Genomic DNA, 23,822 nt, shown 5'->3' on the forward strand with positions numbered 1-23,822 from the left:
AATTAATTTATGTCAACATCTACTTACACCCCTGCTTCCATTTGGAAAGGTGCCCTCGTTGGAGGTTTGATAAATACTTTCATCAATGGGGTGATCAATTGGTTCCAAGTAAAAGATCTCGATTCTGTTTTAGTCACTGACAATTTGATTTCAACAGAAGCACACACCTTATTTTCTGGTGCCGTCCCCTTAGCCGTCAGTTTAGCATTTATTTTATCCGGTGTAGCCTATGCCTCCACCAAAGTCCCCGATAAGCCTGCTTACTTTCCGAGATATTTTTTAAAATCCCTTCAGTATGCCTTTTCTGCTTTTGGAATGGTAGTGACGCTTGGAGTGCTTTGGCAGCGATGGATGGGATCTGTGGAAATTTCCCCGATAACAGCCGCAATCTGGGCAGGAATTATTGCAGGAATTGTTTCTGTGATTGTTAATTTAATGGTAGTAACTGACTTGGTAAAGAAATGAAACATAAGCTCACCTTTCTTTTTTTCTGTTTGACTCTCAGTTTTGGTATGGCTCAAAATAAAAAAGACTATTCCAATGGCGTCCCTATCACCAAAGGAACTTGGTTTAGCAGCTTGAGTCTATCGGCAAACTCACGGACAGGAGAAAATGACCGGCAACTATTCGCAACCTATATCGAACAGCAAAGAAACGGCTTCAACCTTCGGATCGATCCAGGATATGTCATCAAAGACAATCTAGGTATTGGAATTGGTTTGCTGTACGGTAGTCGAAAAGATGAAAGTATTCAGCAATCCTCTGATGGAGTGATCTCAAATGTAAACTCTGCAGAAAGGAAGTTTGAAATCAGACCCTATGTCAAGAATTTCATACCTTTGGGAGAAAGTAACCGCTTTTACATTGTCATCCCCACTGAATTACAAATTGGATTCGGAAATGGAATCCAAGAGACCACCACAGATGGGGTATTGACAAGAGAGTTTACAGATGGAATTTATTACGGTCTGGGGATGAGACCGGGAATGCTGGTTTTTATCCATGAAAATTTCGGGTTTGAAGTCAATGTCGGTGCTCTTGGAATCAGTCGGACTATCATCACCAGCGAAGCAACCGGTCTTCCGGACTCCAAGGTGAATTCCGGCGATCTTAGCCTGAAAATCAACTTGTTGGAACTGTCACTTGGATTCTCCATTTACCTATGAAAAAGATAAGCATTAGAATTTCCCTCCTATTTCTGGCATTTTCAATACTCACTTTTTCCTGTATTGATGAAAACTTTTTTGGTAAATCTTCCCTGAAGCAAATCCGCTATTTCACAGTATCTGGGCAATTGGGAAATTCTCAGATCATTGAAGACAGCCTTTTGATTCGACTTTCTGTCGGTTCAAAAGTAGATATTACCCAACTGGCTGCAGATTCTATCGGCCTCAGTTCTTACGCTAAGGTCACTCCTGCACAAGGTGAGGCTCAGGATTTTTCCTCCCCCGTCACCTATCAAGTTCAAGCTGAGGATGGTTCCCTAGCCAGCTATCAGGTCATTGTCACCAAGCAATCTGAAAACCAGCAATTGGAAAACTCAGAGTTTGAGGATTGGTACACGCCTTCCGGCAAAAACTATGAGGAGCCTGGAAAAGATGCCAATTCGATATGGGCCTCGGGAAATGCCGGGGTAGTGACCTTGGGTGATGCAAACGTAGAGAAATTTGAGATAGCCCCAGATGATTTTGCAGCGAGGTTGATCACACGTGATCTCGGTCCTTTGGCCCAATTGGTGGGCCAGAGAATGGCTGCCGGTTCCATGTTTACCGGGAAATTCGTTTTGGACATTTCCAATCCTCTTAATTCTACCCAATTCGGAATCGCATTCACCGGCAAGCCAAAAAGCTTCACCATTAACTATTCCTATTCTCCAGGAGAAGTTTACCGAAATGGTAAAGGCCAGGTTTTGGAAAAAGAAGACCAAGCTGACATTTATCTCTTACTCGAAAACAGATCCGGTTCTGAAATTAAGCGGATTGGAACTGCTTGGTTAAGAAGCGGAGAGTCAATCGCAGAATTGAAGGATGTTACTGTGCCGGTCATATATGGCCCAATTCCTCCTGATTCCCCTTCATTTTGGTTTCCGGCCAACGGGCAATTTGGCTCCGCAAACGAAGAAGTGACCCACCTGACTTTGGTCTTTGCATCCAGTGCCGAAGGAGCCAATTTTGAGGGTGGAGTAAATAGTACCTTAATTATTAATTCCGTCAAATTGAACTATTGAAGAGCCAAGAATTTGGCTATCACCCATTCTGATAATCTGATTTAAGGGTCTTCATTACCTCCAGGTATTGTTCTTTGCCTTTGATGGTGAGAAATGGACTAAAGACATTCAAAATTCCGGCAAGATAAATCGGCTTGACTTCTTCAAACAACTTATCGTTGTCGTAAAGAGAATAGGATGAAATCCATGTGGTCATCGTATTGATAAATTGGAAGCGGAAGATATGCTTTGGAAACTCTTCCAGTATCTCATCAGTAAGAAGCCCATGATCTACAAGGGATCGAACCATTGCGAAAGGCTTATCTTTCCTATTGTTCCAGGTTGTCGTGATTTGATCAAAAAGCGTCTTCTGGGATTGACTGGCCAGAGAGATAAATCGAATAGTCGAACGATTTTCAAACTGTATGTCCATGATTTTGGAAACAAAATCCAGGAATGTAAAAAAAGAAGGGGCTTGGGCAACAGAGTCGCTGATAGAAATCTCAGCTACCTCCTTTTCATAAATCTCAGCTAATCCTACAAACAAATGATCCTTGGTCGGGAAATAATTGGTGATCCCCCCAATGGTGATTCCTATGATTTTGGATAATTCCCTAAGAGTCAAAAAAACTCCTTCTTCATTTAAAATCCTCCTAGATTCAAAAAGAATGTTTTCCTGAGTTTTTTTTCCTTTGGTTTTCTTTTCTATAGTCATAATGGGCCTAAATGTCGAGTAGAACTTGCCTCCTATCCAACTTCAATCTGATCAAAAACTAAACTAGAGAAATTGCTTCTATTCTTTAAGTCACTCATGTAAAAACCAAACTTTATTAAAAATAGGATTAAAAAAAGACTCATTAGAGTATTCCAAAGTTTTTTTAAGAAGGGTGATTCTGGATAAAATTTTAACGAGGTAAAAAAACCAGACCTTCTTTGGTCCACCATCCCAATCTCCCATCATGATCAATTTTTAGCCAGCTCTATCCACCATCTGAATGCGGAATTGAAAAAAAGACAAAAAAATCAATTTTCAATCAGTTCATTTTCCAACACCTGTTTCTCCTCAATCAAGACCTTTCTCAGCTTTTCATATCCTAATTCCTGTACCGATACCTTTTCATCAATTGACAAGGATGCCGCAGCTGCCGCACTTTGGCCCAAAATCATAAAAACAGGTTCCATCCGGATGGATCCAAAAGCGGTGTGCGAACTGGACACACATACGGAGACGAGAAGATTTTTACATTCCTCTTCTCTAGGAACCAAGGTGCCGTAGGAAATGGAATAAGGCTGCTTTGGGTGCACACCGATATCCCCCTCGTTTTGGACAAAACCTCCTGGAGTCACAAAGCGCTGAGTATTGTGTGAATCCAGTGAATACGAACCCATGCCCACAGATTGGGGAACCACCTTGGCCCCAAGCACATCGTGTTCGGTCATGACGTAAGATCCTATCATTCTTCTGGCTTCCCGTACATAGATCTGATGCGGCCAATTGCCATTGTCGGTGAATTCATCTTTGGCCAATCCGTAATTGCCTATCTCATTTCTCACATTTTCAGGAACCCGGCTATCATTTGCCAGAAAATACATCAAGCCTTTCTGGTAATCTTCGTGCTCCCGAATGATTTCCTTCCTCCGCTCATAGCTTGCTTCCGGATAATCGTAATTTTTTCCGATGTAGTCCGTGCTGAAGGGACCATGATTGTTCGTGTCTGTCTTCAGATTCGGAATCGGGTCAAATTTCCAAAAGGTCTCATTCCAGCCAGCGGCATAAACCCGGGCCAGCAGTTCATAGCGATTGGAATCGTAATTGGCCGGTTTGGGAAAAGGAACTCGATTATCAGGAAATCTGCTCAGTGCCATTCGAAAATTGTAGGCCTGAAGCCGTTGATCTCCTTCCCCGTTTTTGCCCGGAGCCTTGGAGGAAATCTCCGGTAAAAGGCCGCTGCTTGGATCACCCGGTATCCTATAAGCCGAGATAGAATCCATAAAATAATGTCGGTGCTGATAGACCCCGACTTGAACTCCATTCCAGGTTTCCCCATAAACCGAATTAGCTTCCCGGCCCACATGGTAGCTTACCCCTGCAGCAGCCATCAAATCTCCCTCATAGGTAGCATCGATAAACACTTTACCCTGATACTTTTTGCCGGAAAGGGTTTGAATCGAAACAATCTTTCCATTTTCCTTAACCACTCCTTTCTCCCGATCTAGCCACTCGTCTCGGAGGACTTCAAGTTGGTTTTCTCGGACAAAATCCTCAAAAATCCGCTCGGCTACATGAGGCTCAAAAATCCACATGGTCCGGTTTTCCCCGTCAATGGCCGGAGTTCCTTGACCTTTGTTGCCATACTCCTCCCGCTTTTGCCATTTCCAAGCCGAATCTTGGGCATAGTGTAGATAAACCCGATGGTAAAATTCCCTAGCCAATCCCCCGATGACCGCCTTGTTCCCCGTATCAGTAAACCCCAAACCACCTGAAGACAATCCCCCCAAATGGATATCCGGAGAAACCACAATGACGGACTTCCCCATCTTCTTTGCCTGCACGGCAGCTGTAATCGCGGAAGAAGTACCTCCATAGATGATGATATCGGCTTCATTGATCTCTTCCTTCGTCGTCGAACAGGCTACCAGAAAAGAAAAGAATATACAAGCGAATAGGGCTCTCATAGGGGAGGGGTTGAGGGTTAAGGGTTAATAGTTAAGGGTTAAGGGTTAAGGGTTAAGGGTTAATAGTTAAGGATTTATTGTTGATTGTTTTTGGAAATTGAGAATTGAGAATTGGTAATTCCTCCTTGATTATTGGCAAATGATCATTGCTCATTGGTTATTGTTCATTGTTCATTGGTTAGTAATTAATAGCGTTTGGAAATTGAGAATTTGTAATTGATTATTGCTCATTGGTCATTGGTCATTGGCCATTTCTCATTGTTTATTGCTCTTTTCCAAAGCTACCTGCCTCCGAATTCAAGACCTCATCGCCTGGGATTTCCCCAGAATAGACCATTATACGATACCGAAATGTGACCGACTCCCCAGCTTTCAAACCAAAATTAAGCACATCTTTTCCTCCACTAAGTTCCTTTTGCCCCAAAGGATTGGCTGAAAACAGTCCATACCCTCGGGCATGCCAATAGGTCGGATAGCCGGGATTGGAGGGATGGTCCAGAATGACGACAGATATTTTTTCCTTTTCTATCTCTCCGTTGAGCGTCACCCATTCCCCACGGGTACCCCATACATCATCTCCCTCTTTTCCTTCACTGCTCCGATATTTGCCACTGACCCCTTCATTATTCAGACTAGCTACTGTAGTAGGGATCCCATTGGCATCGGTAAAAATCTCCGGTTTATTCGAAGGATGCTCCAATTCTCTGGCGACACGGATGGCAAAAACTCCCTCCTTGTTATCCTTCATGGATACAGGTTGGTCTTGCGCGGTCAGGGTAGTAATTCGGTCTATGGTTCGTTTTTTCCCTTCTGAAGAAAAAACAAAATGCGTCTTTTCTTTTAGCAAAACATTCCCATCCGGAGCCAACCAGTCCATAGTTACCTCCAACTCAGCGGAATTCCCGTTTTCGTTCAACGCTGTGATTCCGGTATGCCTGATAGTTCCGTATTTATCCTTTTTGTCGGCAGGAATGGCATCGGAATTATTCCAAAAGTCCAGTCCATTGACATCGCCATAATTCATCCAATGCCCAATATGATGGGGATGGTCCACCCGCTCTCCCGGTCTGGGTGCCAAAGGAAATCCTCGGGTGATTTCATGGCCACCGGAGGTAATAATGGGGTAAAGAACTGGCTTGGCAATCGTCTCAGGATAGAGATATGCTGAAAAAAGCTCCTCTCCGATCCGTACCTCCACCTTCTTTTCGGCATCCTTACGGATCAATTTCACTTGATCTTTTTGAGCATGAAGGGGCGCATTCATTCCGAAAAAGAAGGACAGCAGTACACCTGCTGTCCCCCATTGGATTTTGTTTCTCGATCGCATAGCTCAATACTGGAAAGGCTTTCCACCAGCCAAGACTTCTTGCTTTTCCTCATCAAAGGTCACAAACTGACCTGTTCTCAGTGCAGCTGTGGTCATGATATTGGCGATGGAGTGGTTGTAGCCTGCCATCACGTCTGCGTTGGGCTTCTTACGGGACCGAACGCATTCCATCCAGTTGCGCATATGGGCGGAAGTCATGTCATCTGCTCCGGTATTGGCTCCGGTTTCCACTTTCACCGCTTCTCCCAAAGCCATTTCCTGAAGCAGATTTTCCTGCATTCCCATGGCTCGGGCTTGATTTGCTCTAAGGCCTCCGTTTGGAGAGATCTTATTGGTATCCAAATTCAGCTCTCCTGCATTGGAATAGTAAATCTCCTTGGTGCCTCCGGCTGAATTGGTGAAGCGCGAAGAATAGATCACTTGGAAACCTTTTGAGGAGTCATTAAAAGGACCATAATCAAAAACAGCGGTCATCGTATCAAAATTTTGGCGACCGTCCTTCCAAAGGTAAATTCCCCCGTTGGCAGCTACACTTCTTGGGTGGGGCAAGTCAGTAAACCAGTGTACCGTGTCGATCTGATGCGCCATCCACTGTCCGGGAATACCGGAAGAATAAGGCCAAAATAGACGGAACTCCAGGTATTTTCTCGGGTCCCAGTCGGTTTTTGGGCGATTCATCTGGTATCGATCCCAGTCGGTATCCTCTTTTCTGATCTGACCCACCAAATCCGGTCTTCTCCAGCGTCCGGGTTGATTGACATTCCAAGTCATTTCTACGGCTACAATATCTCCAAACTTGCCCGCTTTGATAAAATCATGGGCCTGATGATAATTGATCCCACTTCTACGCTGGGAGCCTACCTGCACGATTTTTCCGGTTCGAAGAACCGCTTCTTTTGCCGCCCGATTATCTGCCATTGTTTCTGCAAAAGGCTTTTCCACATAAGCATCTCTGCCTGCCTCTACTGCCTCTTTGCAATGAAGCGCATGCTGAAAATCTGCCGTACTGATGATCACTGCATCCACGTCCTTACGATCGTAGAGTTCATCATTGTTTCTGCAGGCAGCGATGTCTAAACCCGCTTTTTCCTTCACAAAAGCTTGGGCTTCCTCTCTCCTTCGGCTCCAGATATCCGAGACAGCAGTAAACTGAAAATTCATCTCCTTGGCGTGAATTTGCATGGCAGGCACCAAAGCGCCCCGACAGCGGTCAGAGAATCCTACAATACCCACATTCACTCGATCGTTTGCTCCGAGGATGCGGCTGTAACTTTTAGGTGAAAAGGCCATAGCACCCAGACTGAGTCCAGCTGTGCCTAAGGCTGTTTTTTTGAGAAAATCCCTTCTCGAATTATCGTTGTTCATGGCATTTTGGGTTAGTATGTTCAAGGTTTTGAGTTATTGGTTATTTGTTAATTGGTTATTAGTTAATTGTTAAGGGTTAATTCGTGGTATTTCTTGATCATTAGAAAATTTTCAACTCTCCAAAGCCAACTCAAGTACTGCTCCCTATTGCAATTGGAACTGCCTCCTGTTTACTGCCCACTGCAAACTGTCCACTGCTTACTACCTACTGTTTACTGCTTACTGAGCTACCAGTTCCTGAAACAGCCCCAACTGCTCTTTCAAGGCAATTACCCGGTCAGCGGGCTTGGTTCGGGCTTCCAGCAGGATCCATCCCTCGTAATTCATCCCATTGAAAAGCCTGAATAATTCAGGATAAGGATAGTTGCCGACATTAAACTCACGCACGTGGACGGTATCGCCAAACCATTTTTTCACTGAATGGAAATTAGCTTCCAAGCCGGGAGGAAGTAAGTCCTCCTCGTTGCAGTTCCAGCAGATTTTTACATTGGGCTCGGTGACCTGGTCAAAGATGGCCTTCATCACCGGCAGTTCCTGAGTATGCTGACCATGCACTTCCACTCGGATGAGCTGATCATAATCCCGCGCATATTTTCCCACTTCATTGAAGGAGGACGCAATCTGAGCGATGGTTTTTTCCTTGGGCACCTCAGGCGGCAGGAAGTTGGGTTTGACTTTGATCCCAGTCGCCCCAATATCATGGCAAAGCTGGATATAGGCTTTGGTCCCTTCGATATTCTGCTTCAGCTTTTCCGGGTCGGGGCTGTGGTATTCGTAATTGCTCCCGTAACCCAGGCAGGTGACTGGACTGTCGGCAAAGCGCTTTTTGACCTCCTCCCGCTGGGCTTTGGTCAAGCTGGTCTCCACCCCATGGGCATGCTGAGTTCTGAGTTCCACGCCTAAGACTCCGGTTTTTTCACAATTGGAGATCAAGGTGGGTAGATCCCAATCTTTCGCCCACTCGTAGGTGACGAGGCCAAACCGCATTTTGGATTCCCTTTGGGCGGCATTTAGGGATAATCCAGGCAAGACGGCAAGTCCTGCTCCGCTTAGAAGAGTGCTCTTTATAAATCGCCTTCGGCTTAAATCCTTATCCATCATGCATTTAAAATAAGAAATTAAGTATCCAGAACCCTGTGTGGGAAAGTTAAAATCTGCGGAAACGATTGAGTAAACTCCGGGGATTTTTCAGAAAAATAGAAGGCATCCTTTGAAAAGGAAGAAAAGAAAGGCATATCAAAGATGAAACAGGCTTACCGCATTCGGATATATCGATTTTGGGCCACCTTGTCCAAGTATAGTTTGGACTCGACACAGGCAAAGTCCAGTCTTCGGGGAAGTTCGGAGAAAAGCGGAATTCCTCCACCGAGGAGTACCGGAATGGTGGTAAGGGTTAATTCATCAATCAAATCCTCTTTCAAAAAACTCTGTATTGTTTTGCCACCATCAATGTAAAGTTGAAAATATCCTTTGGCATGAATCTCGGACAGGATTTCCTGAAGACTTCCTCGGACCAATTCGGCCTTTCCTGAGTACGAGTCAGGAATTGAGGACAGGCTGTTGCTCAGGACAAAGACCGGTTGAGTATAAGGCCAGGGAATATCAAAGCCACAAACGGTTTCAAAAGTAGTTCGCCCCATCACCAAGGCATCTATCCCGGAAATAAATGCACTGTATCCCATGTCATTGTGCTCGGGGTTGGGAATGGAATGCAGCCAATCTATTCCTCCTTCTCTGTCGGCGATAAACCCATCCAAACTGGTAGCGATAAAAACCTTGTTTTTCTTTATCATATCCGATCACCAAATGATTAAAACCAAAAGTTTTTGACCCGAAAAGGAGTTTGCGGTCAAAGGAAGCTATTTCAACCCACCGATTATCTCGAGCTTGGGATTTGCTCTTTTCAGTTCGGCAATGTCTGCTGAATCTACATTATTCCCAAAAACCACCAAATACTTCAGGTTTTCAAGCTTTTTCAGTTTATCCAACTCGTCGGAGATGTTGAGTTTATTCATCATCAGGTTTAAGGTATCCAAGTGTTGAAGTCGGTCAAAATCAGTCGGAAGCTTAGCCAAATCTAATCCCACCAGTCCCAGGTTTTGGAGTTGCGTCAGTTCTGTCAACTCCTCCGGAATGTACCGAAAAGGTGGATCATCGGTCATTTCCTGAATTGTACTTTCGGGGGGATACACTTCCCACTGACCTGTGCTGTCTTTGGTGATATACAGGGATTTTGCTTTTTTCAATTGACCGATATCCGATGGAATACTGTCCAAATTATAGCTGCTCAGGTAGATTTCGACGCTCTCTTTTTCAGTCAGGTGGCCGAAAAGTCCTTCCCTCTCATCCTTCGGGGAGCAAGCAAACAAAATAGCAGTCAGAATGGGCAGAAGTATTCTCATGTTTACTGGTTAATGGTTAAATGTCAAAAAAAGCAGGAAGTAGATATAATGGAAATTTAAGCCGATGTTTTTCACTTTCCGAGTTTCAGGATTCTAAAAGCTCCTTGAATCACCAAACCGAAGACGATGGTTCCGATTATCAAATCAGGCTTATTCGAGTCAAGCCAAAGGACCAAAATCCCTGCTGTAATCACACCCAAGTTGATAATTACATCATTCGAAGTGAAAATCATACTTGCTTTCATATGAGCTTCTTCCCTACTCTTTGATTTTTGGAGCAGATAGAGACAAATACCGTTTGCCAAAAGGGCAAAAATCGAAACTACGATCATGGTGGAAAAGTCAGGTACTTTTTCTGCCCCGAAAAACCTTCTCAATACTTCCACAAATCCAATCAATGCCAGCGTGATTTGGAAATATCCGGCAAGTTTGGCTATTTGCTTTTTTCTACTCAGAGAACCGCCAACGGCAAAAAGGCTGATTCCATAAACAAAACTGTCTGCCAACATATCTAAACTGTCCGCCACCAATCCCATTGATTTGGAAATCAGGCCGGTTGTCATTTCGATCAGGAAAAATGAAAAATTGATTCCGAGTACGGTCCAAAGTAATTTTTTCTGGTTTGTATTCTCTTGAAAGTCGGTTTGTTCGGTTTTTTCGCAGGAGATTTTCTTTCCTCCCAAGTTCAGTTCGTGGAGTGACTTTTCGATTGGATCAATTTCTCCGGTGTGGAAAACGGTCAATTTTCTATTGGGGATATCAAAGTCCAAATTCGCAATACCTGAAATTCCATTCAGCTTCATCCGGATTAGATTTTCCTCCGAAGGACAGTCCATCTTGGTGATTTCAAATTGTGTTTTGTGCATCCGCAGTCACTGTTTTTAATTGAAAAAACGATAATTAAATGATTACTATAGTCACCAATGGAGCGTTTCCTCTAATTCAATGTGTCATTATTTTTTTATGCCATTACAGCAATCATATCAAATATTTTTTCACCAAGAATTTTATCGCCAACAATTTCTGAATTGCCAATTGCTTCTTCTCTCGTCAATCCTTTTGTGAATATTTTCCAAGCAATTTCATTTTTGATAAAAACTTCACTCTTGGGTTTATCATCAACAGATGTAAATAGCTCCCAACCGTCTTTATAGTACAAAAACCAACATTTTTCTGGATTCCCCAAAAAAGTAAATTTGACTAAGTCTCCATTTTTCCCTTCTATATTCCGATAATGATGGGGAAGCGCTCTAAGAGATGTTTCCAAATAGGGTAAATACCATTTTTCTTCAAGTAACTTTTGTTCGTAACCAACTGCAAGTCTAATCTGTTGTTGATGATGCCATTTTTCGGTGTATTCCCTTGCTATGTGAAACCAATTTTTCGATTCATTCTCACCCGCCCAAGCGACTGAAAATTCGGCTGTATCGTTGGGGTCTAAAGTGGCCAAGAAATCGCAGTATTCTTTACCTGAAGAACTTAATAAATCAATAATAACTCTTGTACTTAGCCTTTTAGTTGCTTTAACCCAATCAGTATTCAATCTATTTAAGTAATCTATTAAATCTTGGTAAGAGTTAATTCTTTCAGGTTTCACTCCGTGATATTTATCGCGCAACACTGAAAGGGTTCTCAAATTTCCGTCCAATAAGTGGACTGCCACATCTTTCACCTTCCATTTAGGTGCTATTGTTTGTTTATCCCAATCTTCGTCTGATAATCCTTCCAACAAGCTGATGAGCAACTTATCAAGTTCTGGCATTAGGGCAATGACATCAATTTGCTCTGGTCTTTTCATTTCTTTAAAATAAAAAACGATTTAAAAATGGCTTGTGGCGTTCCTTAACACTTTGCGACCCTACACCTGTAAAGGTTTATTCAATCGGCTCGCTCAGATGTCGGTCAAAGTATTCGATTAGCTTGCCAAACAGGTAGCGATCGTAATTCTGCTCACGGCTCCATCCATGTGTTGCACCCGGTGCAAAGGCAAAGTCAAAGTCTTTGCCCTGTTTAATCAACTCTTCTGCAAGCACCGCCACGGTCTTGAAGGGTACCACATGGTCCTGCATGCCGTGGATAAACAGGAGTTTATCCTGCAGATTTGCAGCGTACTTGAGTGCTTTTCTTTCGAAAATCTCCGGGTGTGTCTGGGGGGTACGAACAATCGCCACGTCGTCCGTGCCGAAGAACAGCGGGTCAACTGCTGCAGCAGCAGCAACACCCACCTGGAATAAGCCCGGCTTCATCAACAGCGAATAAACGGAGAGTGTGCCTCCGTAACTGCTGCCCCAGATGCCAATGCGATCGGGATCGACATAATCCTGTGACTCCAGGTAAGCCACAGCACTGGCATAATCCTCAATGTCTTGGTCGGCAAAGCCCAGCAGGAACTCTTCACGGAATGCCCGTCCATAACCGGTACTGCCACGTGAATCCACCTGCACGATGATGTATCCCTTTTTGACCAAGAGATGCTGCACCAAGCTGTAGTTGCCGGCCCAGCGATTCCTAGCGGTATTCGAATATACGGGCCCAAAGAGTACTGGATACTTCTTACCGGGCTGCATGTTGGCAGGTTTCAGAATCCGGGCATGCAGCGTATAGTCATCTACCAAACTGGGGAAACTGACATATTCCGCTGCAGTCCAGCTTCGATTTGTAAAGGCAGGCAAAGGGGAATAGGTTAAGCGCGTAGCATCGCCTCCCTCGCTGCTAACCACGTAAAGCTCTGCCGGAGAAGTATCGTTGCTGTGCATGAACACCAAGTGCTGCCCATCCGGTGAAGGATAACCAATATTCTGACCGGGAAGGTGGGTCACCTGCTTGGGATCGCCACCGGACAGATTCAAGCGATACACGTGTTGTTCGTAAGGATTAACTCCGTTGCCAGCATAAAAAAGTGCCTCCCCAGCAATACTTGGAGCGGACAGCACATCATAGGATGGATCTGTCAGGAGCTGAGGAAGATCCTTAGATGGCGAGTCATCGATTGTATAAAGACCGTAGCGATCACCCATATCGCTTAAGAAAACAACCTGTTGCCCATCCGGATGCCAGGTAGATCCAAAGGTGGTGTACATGCGAGTCTCTCGAACACCTCGCCAAATCTCACTAAGTTGGTTTTCTCCGGGTGAAACAACGAATAACTTCCGTTCAACCGCCGTGTCAGATGCAATATCAATCAGCAGCGCACCGCTCGGTGACCAGTTGAAATCAATGACCTGATTGGCCTGAGGGTCCGGCAAATCAAGGTAGGTGATATTTCCACTTTCTACGTCGAGCAGGCCAACCTTGCGATTCTCGTTTGGATCACCAGGATAACTTCGGCGTACTTCATTGGGATTGGTTTCGGCAGCGAGGTAATCCGGGAACGACACCTTTCGCATCTCCCGTCGGTCCACCACGTGAATTGCGATGGTCTTTCCATCCGGGGACCACTTGTAGGTTGGTCCACTCCAGATGCCCGGACCGATTTCACGTTCCGGTCGACTGTAGCGCCCCTTCTGTAAGCTCGAGAGACTGGGTATGCCGATATTGGTGAGTTGTCGATTCTGTTTGGAAGAGAGGTCAGCAAGCCACAGGTCACCGTTCTGTATATACGCCGCTTGCTTGCCACTTGGAGATATCGAAAGATTACTCGCACCTACCTCAACGGGCATCAACTGAAGGTCGGCACTTTGGCTTAGCGATGTCTGCCATAGGTAGTCACCTCGTAGGCTGATAATCGTGTTCTCGTCGGTCCAGACTATATCGCGTACTGAGCCGGAAGCCGTATTGGAAATGAGGCGAACTTCCTCCCCATCGCCTGTTGATACCCAAAGGCCACGCCCGGGGTTTCCCGGTTCACTCCAGGAAAAAGCGAAGTGCTTGCTGTCCGGTGCCCATACAGGTTGAGAGGGGCTTGTTCCCGTCAGTTTTGGAGTTGCGAAGAGATCATCCAGTGTGAGTTCAGCTTCCTGCGCTTGGAGGGTAGTGGACATCGCCATCACTAAGCCCGCCAGGAGCCATTTTTGCCAAAAGGAAGTTTGTTGCATGTGTTTGCTTTTTTAATGTCAATTAAAATAATCATCTATTGATCAAAAGGGCTCTTCTCATTTGATCCCAAACTTTCTAAAGTACTTGATAGTCCGATTTTTTGATTTTTGAACAATTCTTAGCCTTGGCTATGGCAAGTGTGGGTTTTCGAAGTGATTCACGTTCCACCAGTGCCAAAAATAAGCTTGGAAAACTAAGCCTTACCAAAGCAGAGAACCCCGCATTAAATATGACAGCTGTTAGGGCCAGTCTATTATTTTATCTTGATTTCTAATTGTCGTCCGAGTCCGATTTCAATTATTTTTTTCAATGTCGCTAATTCAACGTCGGATCTTTCGTTTTCGATTCTCGAAATATATGTTCTCGATGTTCCACTCATAATTGCAAGTTCTTGTTGAGTCAAACCTGCTTTTTGTCTTGCGTCGCGAATAAGTCTTCCGAGTTTCATCATTATTTCAGACTTTTCGGGAACACTGTATTTCAATAAAACATCAGCGCCAATTTCAAACGGAACACGTTCTTTTTGTCCGTTTCTCAGTGTTATAAACTGTTCAACATTGTCGAACGAAAGTGTATGGTTTCTTAGTTCAGCTTTTTTCAACTCGTCTTCATTGTAAAGAATAAAAGCTGGTGACATTTCATCTACTACGATGCTTTTCAAAACTTTTCTAAAGTCAATAATTCTTGACTCTCCATTGTTGAAGGTGACGTTTATCGAATGGTTTTCAATCTTGTTGATTTTCAGAATTCTCGGAATTTTTATCGTCTTTCTCATCTCAAGTTCGGATTAAGTTCATAAAACACTTCTAAAGCCCAGTCGGCATTTCCTGCAAGCCAGTCCATTGCTTTCTTCATTTGTCTTGAAGGAAGATCTCCAGCATAAACTTCAAAAGTTTCAATGGTCAACAAAGCTTCAAATTCATTGTACAAAACATGAATGTGCGGTGGTCTGTGGTCACCGTTGTAAACATTAATTTTGATTCCATCGAATCTGTCGATTGTTGGCATTCAACAAAAATAGAAAAGTATCTAATTAGGTACAAATGTCGTTTGTAATTTGTATTCCTTGGATTGGCCCTATCGGTTTGCATATAGCTTGTGGCGGTTTCGAAGCACTTTCCTGTCCACCGAAACCAAAGCTGGCTACGGAGCAAAAAACTTGAATTTAGCGTTGTACCCGCCATGAGCTATATGCGTTGTTGGTACACGTTTTTATTTTTTTCTTAATCGTTTTCTAAAAAAGTTAAGTATGATAAAGTAGATAAAAGGCATTAAAAGCAATTGAAATCCGATTGTCACAAAAAGTGGTAGTGAAAAAATAAATATTTCATTTTCCACATATCCGAGATAGGCCAAAATCACTGTCAAAGCCGTTCCACCAAATCCGAAAATCAAGATAGACTTTAAATATAGGAATGGGTAGCAGGAATAAGTTGAGTCATCTTTAACTCTGCAAATCATCACTGGTGCCAATTCGCTTCTGAAAGCTTCAATTCTTATTTGAAAGTAATCTTGATTGAGTCTTCTTACTTGTAATTCGTTTCCGTTTTTAAGACCATATTTTCCTGTTTTTTTGATTGGAATTTGTCGGATTCGTCTTATTAATCGCTGGTCTTGTTCTTTTAGGTCTTCTGTTGTCTTTTGCTGGGCTTTTACAAGGTTCTCATATTCCTTCTCTACTTGGTTAATTATATCCGAATCGTAATTTCGGTCTTTAAGCAAAGTGATAGCTGCATAGCGTGCATCAAAAACAAATGACTTTGAATCCATAGCAACTCTCTCCAATTCTCTGTCAGATTTGGATTTAAATTTTTCAATGAAGTGATTATCTGTCATTTTTTTAATGTGCTACAACTCATTTATAAACACAACTAAACCTAACCATTTCTTTTCATTTAAAAAACCCATTTCCTGCCTCTAAAGCCCATTTATCCGACAACAAACGACTACAATCGAATACAAACGACTAACTACCGACTCTTTTTTGACCACTCCCCCAACTTTGGTCCATCAGTTCTCCTCTAGCGGAAATTGTTAAACCAAATCTTTCACACTTAACTTCTTTAATTATGAACGCGCTAAGAAACAAAGTTCAACTCATCGGACACCTCGGTTCCAAAGTCGAGATCAAAACCCTCGAATCCGGTAAAATCATGGGGCGGGTAAACATCGCCACCAATGAAGTCTATCGCAATGCCAAAGGCGAAAAAGTCACCGAAACGACCTGGACCAACCTGGTCATCTGGGGCAAAAACGCAGAGATCCTGGAGAAATACACGGACAAAGGCTCGGAAATCGCCGTGGAAGGAAAACTCTCCAACCGCTCCTACACCGACAAAAACGGAGAGAAAAAATACATCACTGAGGTCGTAGTCAATGAAATACTACTCCTCGGTGGCCCGAAAGCAGAGAAAGCCAATCAGGAAGTCGCCGAATCAGATTTGCCATTTTAATCGATTCGCTCAGGAATTCAATTTAAAGCAGGCGTCCCGTCCGGATGCCTGTTTTTGTATTATTGAATCCTACGGGTCTTAATCTCCGGAATCAGATTCTCCCGCATTTGAGCTTCCGTAAGGTAAGAAATGCCCAGTTCCTGTGGAGAAGGACCCAACCATTCGGCCTTTTTGCCTTCCAAAGAAATCAAGCCCTTCTCCAGATCGATGGTCAACAGGGCAAAGAGACTTTCCGAATAGGGACAGGTTTTATCCAATTGGGGAAATTGGGCATGAACTTCTTCCGGATAGCTGAAATGAGCCAAATTTTCTCCTACCCAATAGTAAGAGGCAGAGTTGATATGTACAAAATGAATTCCCCTAACTTCCAAATGCTGATCCACATGGGCATGTCCATTGAGGACAAGAAGGATTCGGTCAGCATAGTGTCTCAAAAGGTCTTGCATCTCTTTGGCATTGTCCAGGGGATAAATCCCTGCCAAAGGTTGATGGCATAATATCATCACAGGAACTTTGGCCTCTTCCAACTCCTTCCTGAGCCAAGCCTGCTGTTCGGCACCAATATAGGCTGGATAGCCTTGAGTCGGATTGGGTGAACCTTCCTCATTCCCATCCAGTACGATTACCTTAATTCCTTCCAGATTTCGGGAATAGTAGGGGGAAGAAATTTGGTAAGCTTTCACACATTGATCAAAACTGTACCCATAGTCCACATCGTGATTGCCCAAAACATGAAAAACATTTTTGTGGGCTTGATTGAATCGCTCGATTAAACCCTGATTTTCCGGTGAGGGAACTGCAAAATCACCCAACTGAACTATTGCATCCACTTTTTCTTTTTGCATCTTATTCAAAAAAGCCTCAAGCCGCTTTTCCCCATCAGGAATAATATCCTGATGTAGGTCAGAAATCAAACCGATTTTGATTTTCTTTTTGAATGGGGTTTGGCAAAAAGTCAAGCCCGGTACACTCAGGGCCAAGGAACTCCAAGTCAGTCTTTGCAGAAAATTTCTTCTGGAATCCGGTTTGTTCATGGTTTACACTTTGCTTGGAAATCTTTTTTCAAATTCTTCTGCCAACTCCTTCCCGAAATGGGCCGAAGCCAGCCGGTTGGCTCGAATCTCTGTCCAAAATAGGCGGTGATCTCCTCTAAACCAAGGCAGATGCTTTAGCCCTGGAGTCAAATTAAACAGGCTGGGCAAACCGATCTTGAGGTAAAAACCAAGAATCTTTGATCCCAAAAATCGCTTTTGATCTCCCTCAAATCCACACAAATAATCCAGATAATGCCCGTATTCATGCTGGACAATCGCTTTTTCGGCAGACTGGGGAATGGTCTTCGAAAGAAAAATCCCCAAGCCCGGAAGGCAAATAGCTGACCCTTTTGCCAACAAAGAACTGCGGAATACCCTGATTCCAACAACCAAAGGTGGATTGGGAATTGGTTGGAAAACCATGAATTAGATTCTTGCCTGATAGGTGTAGAGCTGATAGTATCGACCCTCCAAGGCAATCAACTCCTCATGCTTGCCTCGCTCCACGATTTTGCCCTGCTCGATCACCAGAATCTGGTCAGCCTGACGGATTGTACTCAATCGGTGAGCGATGACGAAGGTGGTCCGCCCTTTCATCAGTTCTTTCAAACTGGCCTGAATCAAGGTTTCCGATTCCGTATCCAAATTGGAAGTAGCCTCATCCAAAATCAAAATCTTCGGGTCCGCCAAAATAGCACGGGCAATGGCAATCCGCTGCCGTTGACCTCCCGAAAGCTTCACTCCCCGCTCCCCGATCAGCGTATCCAGTCCATCCTCAAATCGATCCGAAAATTCCTGAACATGGGCAGCTTTGACGGCCTTTTGGACTTCCTCCTCAGTAGCATCAGGTCTTGGGAAAAGGATGTTTTCCCGAATGGTCCCCTCAAAAAGAAAATCATCCTGTAGCACCACGCCCAGATGTGAACGGAAAGATTGCAACGTAACTTCCTGCAAGTCCTTCCCATCCAATGAAATCTGACCTGAATCGGGATTGAGAAAAGTAGCAGCAAGCCCGGCAATAGTCGTCTTTCCCGAACCGGAAGTTCCCACCAAAGCAGTCACCGAGCCGGCTGGTGCTTTGAAACTGATTCCTTTGACTACCTCCTTATCCGACTCATAGGCAAAAGAAACCTCCCGAAACTCCATATCTCCCCGGATTTCATTCAATTGGACAGTCCGCTTGCGGTCATCCGATTCCAAAGGCGTATTCATGATTTCCTCGGTTCGGTCAAGTCCTGCAAAAGCCTCGGTCAACTGACTTCCGATATTGGACATCTGCACAATCGGCGCGATCATAAAGCCCAAATACAGGGTAAATGCCAAAAAGTCTCCAAAGGTCATTTTCCCTTCCATAATCATCCACCCCCCGATTCCCATAATCCCAGCCGAAGCCAGGCCGAGCAGCAAAGTCCCTGCAGACGTCACAAAACTCGTGGCAGTCAAGCTGGATTTCACATTTTGGAAAAGCAACTCCACCCCTCCTTCAAAGGTCTTGATCTCCTGAGCTTCGGCATTGAATCCTTTGATTACCCGGATTCCTCCCAGAGTTTCTGTCAGCCTTCCGGTGACTTGCGCATTGATTTTCCCTCTCTCCCGGAAGATGGGGCGGATTTTACCGAAGGCTTTCAAAGACACCAAACCAAAAATGGCGACAGGCACCAAGACATACAAGGTCATCAGAGGACTGATGCTGATCAGCAAGACGAGCGAAATTACCGCTGTCAGGATTCCTCCGATCATCTGGGCAAAGCCCGTCCCGACAAGATTTCTCACTCCCTCCACATCAGTCATAATGCGACTGACCAACTCTCCTGTTTTGGCATTGTCAAAAAAACGAATGGGAAGCTGGATAATGTGCTTTTGAACCTGAGCCCGAAGTTTGGCAATCAAATGCTGGGCTTCCACACTCAATATCTGCGTTAGAGAATAAGAGGTGACGGACTGTACCACTATGGCTGCCACCACAGCCAAAATCAGCCACTTCAGAAGAACCAAATCATTACTGGGAATCACGTCATCCACTAAATACTTACTGGCTCCCGGCAATACCAAACCGGAAAGTCTACTGATTATTATGAGAAACAAACCTAAAAAGAGGTGTTTTCTTCTGGGCCAGATGATGGTCTGAAAGACCTGTCTCATGGTCACTTTTCGTTCTTGTTGTTTTGCCATGATTGATTTTGGTGGAAAGGGAAAGGTATCCGGGATTTATCTGGAAGACTTCTTTGAGAAATGAGATCGGATCTCGATTAGTTCAATAAAAAAAGCCCGCCTGGAAGGACGGGCTGAGATAAGATAATAACCGACTATTCGGTCTTTGGAAGTACATTGGAGATAAGGGAAACCTTCTCGATAGGCTCGGTGGCGTTGGAATAGATTCTTACCACAGAGTTTTGCTTACCCATTTTACCGGTAGAGTTAAAGGATACTTTGATCTCTGCTGAGTTTCCCGGAGCGATGGGCTCCTTTGGCCAACTTGGTACAGTACATCCACAAGTGGCAGCTACATTGGAAATGATCAATGGCTCTGTTCCTGAATTGGTCAGGGTGAAGGTATGCTCCACTTTTTGACCTTGTACGATATCGCCAAAGTCCACAGACTTTTCTTTGAAGCTGATGACAGCACCTGAACCGGCCTGTTGAGCCTGAGCGGTGAAGACAAGGGCGAAAGCAAAGAGGCTGAATAAAATTCCTAGCTTTTTCATGATTATTTAGAAGTTAAGGATTCAAATTTTGGATCGAATTTACTTTTCCTGAGTTTTCGATACCTACAAAAGTGAAAATTTCTTGCCAAAGTTCAGTTTTCACCATATTAAATATTGTTATAAGGCAGTCTTGGATCGGGGATTCCCAATCTTTTTAACTCTGATCCCCCTATTTGCGCCCGAGTCAAATCTCCTTTTTCACCGAAGAGAAAAATCCCGGTGCGAAATTAACCAAATACAATTCCTCAGTCGCCCGGGTCATGGCGGTGTACAGCCACCGGACAAAATCTCGGTCTACCTTTTCCTCCTGCAAATAGCCCTGATCTACAAATACTGCACTCCACTGACCGCCTTGGGCTTTGTGGCAGGTGAGCGCATAGGCAAACTTGATCTGAAGCGCATTTAAGTAGGGGTCTTTTCGGATTAGCTCCATGCGCTCGGATTTATTGGCCACATCTGCATAGTCCTCCGAAACTTGATCGTAAAGTTTACGGTATTCTTCCCTGCTGAGGGAAGGAGTGGAAGAATAAAGCGTATCCAAAATCACCTTGGCCTCGAAAAAAGGCTCCGATGGATAATCCAAAAGCCGAAGCTCCAAAGTGGCGAACCGAAATCCATACATTTCCTCAAACTTTCGGATTTTCATCACCTCCACCATATCTCCATTGGCCAGAAAATTAACCTTATCAGATTCGGCCATGTAGGTATAGTTGTTTTTCACAATCATCAGCAGGTCTCCAGTACTGATTTCCTCCTCGTAAAAGTGAATCACTCGTCGGATATATTGATTGTACTGAACGGCTGCCTTGTTGGAGCGGGTGACTATGGTGGTATTTTCGGCACCAAACTTGTCGTAGGCATACCTTAGCCCATCTTCCAAGCGCTCAGAGGTCATTTTGAAAATGTCACGAAAGCCAGCCGTGTAGATTTGTATTTGGAATTTTTCTCCTGAAAGCTCCTGTCTGAGATGTGTGGCATTGAAAAGGATGCCCGATTCCAAGCGTTGACGCATGACCTCGGTGAGTTCGGTTTGTCCAGCCTGAAGCCGGAAATGCCGCAAAAGGTATCCCGAATCCAAAGCTGGACTGTATTCACTCCCTACAGGGGGAAGCTGAGCGGTGTCTCCCACCAGTAAAAGTCGATTGTCCGACCCGGAAAACACGAATTGAATCAAATCCCAAAGCAAATTGCCGGACATGCCCCCATCATCAGAAAGCATGGAGGATTCATCTACAATAAAGAGCGTATCCTTGTAATAGTTTTTCTGAAGGATAAACCCACCTCCCATAGTACCTGGATCGCCTTTGGGTTTGTAGATGATCTTATGGACTGTGTAGGCTCCCCTTCCGGAATAGTTGCTCATCACTTTGGCAGCACGACCGGTAGGAGCCAATAGCAGGGAGCGCATATTCATCCGAGGCAAGACTTTCACCAAAGCTGAAATCAGAGAGGTTTTCCCCGTACCTGCATATCCCCTGAGCACAAAAGTGGGCTTCTCTGAAGCATCCGATTTCAGAAACTCATCCATTTTCCGAAAAAAGGTCATTTGACCCGCCGTTGGAGAAAAAGGGAAATATTTGATCAGCAAGTCGGAGGGCTTAAAATCCCCCTGATTATCTTTACCCATAGAAAGCGAATGTAAATGTCCTCCGATCAAATCAGCAAGGAAATCGAATCAAAATTTGGCAACCGCCTGAGAAGCCGGGTCAACGGGATTCTTTGGGAAGGCGACAAAATCCTCATGGTGAAGCACCAAATGAGCGAGGACAGGGTCTTTTGGTCTGTCCCTGGAGGAGGGATGAAATACGGTACTTCAGCTCCTGAAAATCTCAAACGAGAGTTTTTGGAGGAAACCGGATTGGAAATTTCCGTGGAGCGATACCTTTTCGTTCACGAATACCTTTCTCCCCCGCTCCATGCGATGGAGCACTTTTTCGAAGTGAAAAAGGTAAATGGAACACCAACTTTGGGGATAGATCCTGAGCTTTCCGGGCAAAAACAAATCCTGCTAGATCTGGCATGGATGGGCTTGGAAGACATTCAAGCTCTTCCCAATCATTCCCTCCATCAGGTATTTTGGGGAATTAAATCCATTCAGGACCTAGGATTGTGGAAAGGATATTTTAATTTTGGAAATATTTCTCTAAAATAGCACGTTTTAAAAACCTTCAACCTTAACCAGATTTCTAAATCTTACTTACAATGAATCTTACTAGAATTCTCTCCTTAGTTTTCTTCGCAGTAGCGGTCGTGTTGGGATACCTCCTTTGGAAAGGTGTCAACGACGTAGTAGAAGAAGAGAAAAGAATTGCCTTGCTAGAGGCTGCCACCATCCAGAAACTGGAAATGCTACGTGACGCTCAATTGGCTTACCAGGCATCCAATGGAAAGTACGCCAGCACTTGGGATTCGTTGAAGATGTTTATCGAAGACGGGGAAATCTATTTGGTTCAGCGTACTGAGACCACCCGCTTGTTGGATTATGGAGCAGAAGAGACGACTGTTACTTTCGATACTCTTGGATCTGTGGGAGTGATGGATTCCCTTTTCAATGAAAGAAAATTTCCTGACTTCAACTTGGATCTCTTACCAGTAGTACCTGGAACGGGTGGAAAGCAGTTTGAATTCTTTGCTGACAAAGTAGAAAAAACAGGTGGCTATCTGGTAAACGTTTTCGAAATCAGAGACCCGGCTCCTGTAAATCCAAAAAGAAGATTGAATAACAACGAAAAAGCTTTGAGAGTCGGATCCAGAACTGACGCTTCTACGGAAGGTAACTGGAAATAAACCCCAACCTTTTGAAACCTGATTTTAAAGTTTATAAAAGTGATAGGTTTGATGTGGAGGACACAGCGAGCCTATCACTTTTTTTGTATCCCTCCTCTACTTTCATTTTTGCGAAAGACAAAAATGGAGCAAATATCGCCATCCATCAATATCCAAATTTGGGTTGGGCAGAATTGGAAAAAATAATTCCAAGCGATCTTTTGCTCAAACAGGATGTTCCTGCAAAGGCTTATGTCCATTCCAATATCTTTTCCTTGGTTCCTGGATTGCTGTTTCAAAATGGTAAGGAAGAGCATTACCTCAACTTTGTAGGAGACATCAAAGGAGAACAGCACTATTTTTCCTGCGCTTTGGACAGCAATAATCTTCAGCTAGTCTCCTGCCTACCTCAAAGCATTAAAAAATCATTAGAAGCAAGATTCTCAGAAGTTTCTTTCTTTCATGGAGCTTGTTCCTTTTTGTCTTACCTTTTCAAGGAGAGATTTAACCTGATAGGCCAAGAGATTTTGATCAATTTTATTGACAATTATTTCTACTTGGCTGCTTTTAAAGATCAGGAACTGAGTCTCTTCAATAGGTTTGAGGTAGAAGAAAAAGAGGAGCTACTCAAGTATATCTTCATCGCCATGGAGCAGTTGAAATTTGACAAGAATCACGCAAGAATCAGTTTCTTCAGCCTACAAGAAGAAGAGGGCATGAGTAAAGAATGGCTGGAGGAATATTTCCACCACGTCAGAGTTATTAAGCCTCATGCCAACCAGAATTATGGAAATGGCTTTAAAAACCTCAAAGCTGAGCATCTGTTTGAAGCCAGCTGGCAAATGGACTGATC

The 23,822-nt window shown here is 44.1% G+C and carries 26 protein-coding genes; 7 read left to right on the forward strand and 19 right to left on the reverse strand.

Annotated elements, in window-relative coordinates; genetic code table 11:
- Positions 1-9 precede the first annotated feature (9 nt).
- Genes AAA942_RS16170 through AAA942_RS16180 form a run of 3 tightly spaced genes read left to right on the forward strand, consistent with a single transcriptional unit; the run spans position 10 to position 2,227 of the window.
- Positions 10-465, forward strand: coding sequence for a hypothetical protein (locus AAA942_RS16170; protein WP_338221334.1), 456 nt, complete (start codon positions 10-12; stop codon positions 463-465).
- On the forward strand, positions 462-1,166 hold the full coding sequence (locus AAA942_RS16175; RefSeq protein ID WP_338221335.1) for an outer membrane beta-barrel protein: 705 nt from the start codon (positions 462-464) through the stop codon (positions 1,164-1,166). The genes AAA942_RS16170 and AAA942_RS16175 overlap by 4 nt, the downstream gene beginning before the upstream one ends.
- Positions 1,163-2,227: a PCMD domain-containing protein gene (locus AAA942_RS16180; RefSeq protein WP_338221336.1), complete on the forward strand. Its 1,065-nt coding sequence runs from the start codon at positions 1,163-1,165 to the stop codon at positions 2,225-2,227. Before AAA942_RS16175 ends, AAA942_RS16180 begins: the two co-directional genes overlap by 4 nt.
- A gap of 19 nt (positions 2,228-2,246) precedes the next feature.
- Here AAA942_RS16180 and AAA942_RS16185 read toward each other — a convergent pair whose 3' ends face one another.
- The 14 genes from AAA942_RS16185 to AAA942_RS16245 form a co-directional block, all read right to left on the reverse strand.
- Positions 2,247-2,921 carry a hypothetical protein gene (locus AAA942_RS16185; RefSeq protein ID WP_338221337.1) on the reverse strand — a complete coding sequence of 225 codons (675 nt, stop codon included), beginning with the start codon at positions 2,919-2,921 and terminating at the stop codon, positions 2,247-2,249.
- A 308-nt stretch (positions 2,922-3,229) separates the two neighbouring features.
- Positions 3,230-4,882, reverse strand: coding sequence for an FAD-dependent oxidoreductase (locus tag AAA942_RS16190; protein ID WP_338221338.1), 1,653 nt, complete (start codon positions 4,880-4,882; stop codon positions 3,230-3,232).
- 262 nt (positions 4,883-5,144) lie between these two features.
- The gene (locus AAA942_RS16195) at positions 5,145-6,146 is read right to left on the reverse strand and encodes a PmoA family protein (protein ID WP_445083350.1); all 1,002 of its coding nucleotides are present in this window, start codon (positions 6,144-6,146) and stop codon (positions 5,145-5,147) included.
- The gene (locus AAA942_RS20350) at positions 6,143-6,262 is read right to left on the reverse strand and encodes a KxYKxGKxW signal peptide domain-containing protein (RefSeq protein WP_445083351.1); all 120 of its coding nucleotides are present in this window, start codon (positions 6,260-6,262) and stop codon (positions 6,143-6,145) included. The genes AAA942_RS16195 and AAA942_RS20350 overlap by 4 nt, the downstream gene beginning before the upstream one ends.
- Positions 6,213-7,574, reverse strand: a complete 1,362-nt coding sequence (locus tag AAA942_RS16200) for a Gfo/Idh/MocA family oxidoreductase (protein WP_338221633.1) — start codon at positions 7,572-7,574, stop codon at positions 6,213-6,215. The genes AAA942_RS20350 and AAA942_RS16200 overlap by 50 nt, the downstream gene beginning before the upstream one ends.
- Before the next feature lie 219 nt (positions 7,575-7,793).
- Complete coding sequence (locus AAA942_RS16205) at positions 7,794-8,672, reverse strand: sugar phosphate isomerase/epimerase family protein (protein ID WP_338221340.1); 879 nt, start codon at positions 8,670-8,672, stop codon at positions 7,794-7,796.
- 155 nt (positions 8,673-8,827) lie between these two features.
- On the reverse strand, positions 8,828-9,367 hold the full coding sequence (locus AAA942_RS16210; RefSeq protein WP_338221341.1) for a dihydrofolate reductase family protein: 540 nt from the start codon (positions 9,365-9,367) through the stop codon (positions 8,828-8,830).
- Between the two features lie 66 nt (positions 9,368-9,433).
- Positions 9,434-9,976 (reverse strand): hypothetical protein, encoded by a 543-nt coding sequence (locus AAA942_RS16215; RefSeq protein WP_338221342.1) that lies wholly within the window; start codon positions 9,974-9,976, stop codon positions 9,434-9,436.
- Positions 9,977-10,047: 71 nt separating this feature from the next.
- Complete coding sequence (locus tag AAA942_RS16220) at positions 10,048-10,842, reverse strand: cation transporter (RefSeq protein WP_338221343.1); 795 nt, start codon at positions 10,840-10,842, stop codon at positions 10,048-10,050.
- A gap of 95 nt (positions 10,843-10,937) precedes the next feature.
- Positions 10,938-11,774 (reverse strand): maleylpyruvate isomerase N-terminal domain-containing protein, encoded by an 837-nt coding sequence (locus AAA942_RS16225; protein WP_338221344.1) that lies wholly within the window; start codon positions 11,772-11,774, stop codon positions 10,938-10,940.
- 76 nt (positions 11,775-11,850) lie between these two features.
- Entirely contained in the window at positions 11,851-14,010 is a 2,160-nt protein-coding gene (locus tag AAA942_RS16230; protein ID WP_338221345.1) for a S9 family peptidase, read from the reverse strand.
- A 254-nt stretch (positions 14,011-14,264) separates the two neighbouring features.
- Positions 14,265-14,786, reverse strand: a complete 522-nt coding sequence (locus AAA942_RS16235; protein WP_338221346.1) for a helix-turn-helix domain-containing protein — start codon at positions 14,784-14,786, stop codon at positions 14,265-14,267.
- The gene (locus tag AAA942_RS16240) at positions 14,783-15,019 is read right to left on the reverse strand and encodes a DUF4160 domain-containing protein (RefSeq protein ID WP_338221347.1); all 237 of its coding nucleotides are present in this window, start codon (positions 15,017-15,019) and stop codon (positions 14,783-14,785) included. The genes AAA942_RS16235 and AAA942_RS16240 overlap by 4 nt, the downstream gene beginning before the upstream one ends.
- Positions 15,020-15,223: 204 nt before the next feature.
- A complete protein-coding gene (locus tag AAA942_RS16245; RefSeq protein ID WP_338221348.1) occupies positions 15,224-15,847 on the reverse strand; it encodes a hypothetical protein in 624 nt (207 codons plus the stop codon).
- A 233-nt stretch (positions 15,848-16,080) separates the two neighbouring features.
- Between AAA942_RS16245 and AAA942_RS16250 the strand changes: the two genes are divergently transcribed.
- The gene (locus AAA942_RS16250; protein ID WP_338221349.1) at positions 16,081-16,464 is read left to right on the forward strand and encodes a single-stranded DNA-binding protein; all 384 of its coding nucleotides are present in this window, start codon (positions 16,081-16,083) and stop codon (positions 16,462-16,464) included.
- 59 nt (positions 16,465-16,523) lie between these two features.
- Here the strand turns inward: AAA942_RS16250 and AAA942_RS16255 are convergent, their stop codons facing one another.
- From AAA942_RS16255 to AAA942_RS16275, 5 genes are all read right to left on the reverse strand, one after another.
- Entirely contained in the window at positions 16,524-17,498 is a 975-nt protein-coding gene (locus AAA942_RS16255; protein WP_338221350.1) for a metallophosphoesterase family protein, read from the reverse strand.
- Between the two features lie 3 nt (positions 17,499-17,501).
- Positions 17,502-17,921, reverse strand: a complete 420-nt coding sequence (locus AAA942_RS16260; protein WP_338221351.1) for a hypothetical protein — start codon at positions 17,919-17,921, stop codon at positions 17,502-17,504.
- 3 nt (positions 17,922-17,924) lie between these two features.
- Complete coding sequence (locus AAA942_RS16265) at positions 17,925-19,670, reverse strand: ABC transporter ATP-binding protein (RefSeq protein WP_338221352.1); 1,746 nt, start codon at positions 19,668-19,670, stop codon at positions 17,925-17,927.
- 134 nt (positions 19,671-19,804) lie between these two features.
- On the reverse strand, positions 19,805-20,203 hold the full coding sequence (locus AAA942_RS16270) for a DUF1573 domain-containing protein (protein WP_338221353.1): 399 nt from the start codon (positions 20,201-20,203) through the stop codon (positions 19,805-19,807).
- A gap of 184 nt (positions 20,204-20,387) precedes the next feature.
- Positions 20,388-21,830: an ATP-dependent DNA helicase gene (locus AAA942_RS16275; RefSeq protein ID WP_338221354.1), complete on the reverse strand. Its 1,443-nt coding sequence runs from the start codon at positions 21,828-21,830 to the stop codon at positions 20,388-20,390.
- Between the two features lie 15 nt (positions 21,831-21,845).
- On the opposite strand from AAA942_RS16275, the gene AAA942_RS16280 reads away from it, so the two are divergent.
- Genes AAA942_RS16280 through AAA942_RS16290 form a run of 3 tightly spaced genes read left to right on the forward strand, consistent with a single transcriptional unit; the run spans position 21,846 to position 23,820 of the window.
- On the forward strand, positions 21,846-22,355 hold the full coding sequence (locus AAA942_RS16280) for an NUDIX hydrolase (protein WP_338221355.1): 510 nt from the start codon (positions 21,846-21,848) through the stop codon (positions 22,353-22,355).
- Positions 22,356-22,405: 50 nt separating this feature from the next.
- Positions 22,406-22,990, forward strand: coding sequence for a hypothetical protein (locus AAA942_RS16285; RefSeq protein WP_338221356.1), 585 nt, complete (start codon positions 22,406-22,408; stop codon positions 22,988-22,990).
- 11 nt (positions 22,991-23,001) lie between these two features.
- Positions 23,002-23,820 carry a DUF3822 family protein gene (locus AAA942_RS16290; protein WP_338221357.1) on the forward strand — a complete coding sequence of 273 codons (819 nt, stop codon included), beginning with the start codon at positions 23,002-23,004 and terminating at the stop codon, positions 23,818-23,820.
- Positions 23,821-23,822: the final 2 nt, after the last annotated feature.

It is taken from the genome of Algoriphagus sp. oki45, from assembly GCF_036245605.1.
GTDB lineage: Bacteria > Bacteroidota > Bacteroidia > Cytophagales > Cyclobacteriaceae > Algoriphagus.

Coding starts and splice junctions, on each gene's coding strand:
- AAA942_RS16245 (WP_338221348.1), bottom strand. CDS start 15,847: ATGACAGATAATCACTTCATTGAAAAATTTAAATCCAAATCTGACAGA.
- AAA942_RS16210 (WP_338221341.1), bottom strand. CDS start 9,367: ATGATAAAGAAAAACAAGGTTTTTATCGCTACCAGTTTGGATGGGTTT.
- AAA942_RS16285 (WP_338221356.1), top strand. CDS start 22,406: ATGAATCTTACTAGAATTCTCTCCTTAGTTTTCTTCGCAGTAGCGGTC.
- AAA942_RS16220 (WP_338221343.1), bottom strand. CDS start 10,842: ATGCACAAAACACAATTTGAAATCACCAAGATGGACTGTCCTTCGGAG.
- AAA942_RS16280 (WP_338221355.1), top strand. CDS start 21,846: ATGTCCTCCGATCAAATCAGCAAGGAAATCGAATCAAAATTTGGCAAC.
- AAA942_RS16240 (WP_338221347.1), bottom strand. CDS start 15,019: ATGCCAACAATCGACAGATTCGATGGAATCAAAATTAATGTTTACAAC.
- AAA942_RS16170 (WP_338221334.1), top strand. CDS start 10: ATGTCAACATCTACTTACACCCCTGCTTCCATTTGGAAAGGTGCCCTC.
- AAA942_RS16265 (WP_338221352.1), bottom strand. CDS start 19,670: ATGGCAAAACAACAAGAACGAAAAGTGACCATGAGACAGGTCTTTCAG.
- AAA942_RS16195 (WP_445083350.1), bottom strand. CDS start 6,146: ATGAATGCGCCCCTTCATGCTCAAAAAGATCAAGTGAAATTGATCCGT.
- AAA942_RS16190 (WP_338221338.1), bottom strand. CDS start 4,882: ATGAGAGCCCTATTCGCTTGTATATTCTTTTCTTTTCTGGTAGCCTGT.
- AAA942_RS16205 (WP_338221340.1), bottom strand. CDS start 8,672: ATGGATAAGGATTTAAGCCGAAGGCGATTTATAAAGAGCACTCTTCTA.
- AAA942_RS16180 (WP_338221336.1), top strand. CDS start 1,163: ATGAAAAAGATAAGCATTAGAATTTCCCTCCTATTTCTGGCATTTTCA.
- AAA942_RS16275 (WP_338221354.1), bottom strand. CDS start 21,830: ATGGGTAAAGATAATCAGGGGGATTTTAAGCCCTCCGACTTGCTGATC.
- AAA942_RS16175 (WP_338221335.1), top strand. CDS start 462: ATGAAACATAAGCTCACCTTTCTTTTTTTCTGTTTGACTCTCAGTTTT.
- AAA942_RS16235 (WP_338221346.1), bottom strand. CDS start 14,786: ATGAGAAAGACGATAAAAATTCCGAGAATTCTGAAAATCAACAAGATT.
- AAA942_RS16225 (WP_338221344.1), bottom strand. CDS start 11,774: ATGAAAAGACCAGAGCAAATTGATGTCATTGCCCTAATGCCAGAACTT.
- AAA942_RS16255 (WP_338221350.1), bottom strand. CDS start 17,498: ATGAACAAACCGGATTCCAGAAGAAATTTTCTGCAAAGACTGACTTGG.
- AAA942_RS16270 (WP_338221353.1), bottom strand. CDS start 20,203: ATGAAAAAGCTAGGAATTTTATTCAGCCTCTTTGCTTTCGCCCTTGTC.
- AAA942_RS16215 (WP_338221342.1), bottom strand. CDS start 9,976: ATGAGAATACTTCTGCCCATTCTGACTGCTATTTTGTTTGCTTGCTCC.
- AAA942_RS16185 (WP_338221337.1), bottom strand. CDS start 2,921: ATGACTATAGAAAAGAAAACCAAAGGAAAAAAAACTCAGGAAAACATT.
- AAA942_RS16260 (WP_338221351.1), bottom strand. CDS start 17,921: ATGGTTTTCCAACCAATTCCCAATCCACCTTTGGTTGTTGGAATCAGG.
- AAA942_RS16200 (WP_338221633.1), bottom strand. CDS start 7,574: ATGAACAACGATAATTCGAGAAGGGATTTTCTCAAAAAAACAGCCTTA.
- AAA942_RS16250 (WP_338221349.1), top strand. CDS start 16,081: ATGAACGCGCTAAGAAACAAAGTTCAACTCATCGGACACCTCGGTTCC.
- AAA942_RS16230 (WP_338221345.1), bottom strand. CDS start 14,010: ATGCAACAAACTTCCTTTTGGCAAAAATGGCTCCTGGCGGGCTTAGTG.
- AAA942_RS20350 (WP_445083351.1), bottom strand. CDS start 6,262: ATGAGGAAAAGCAAGAAGTCTTGGCTGGTGGAAAGCCTTTCCAGTATT.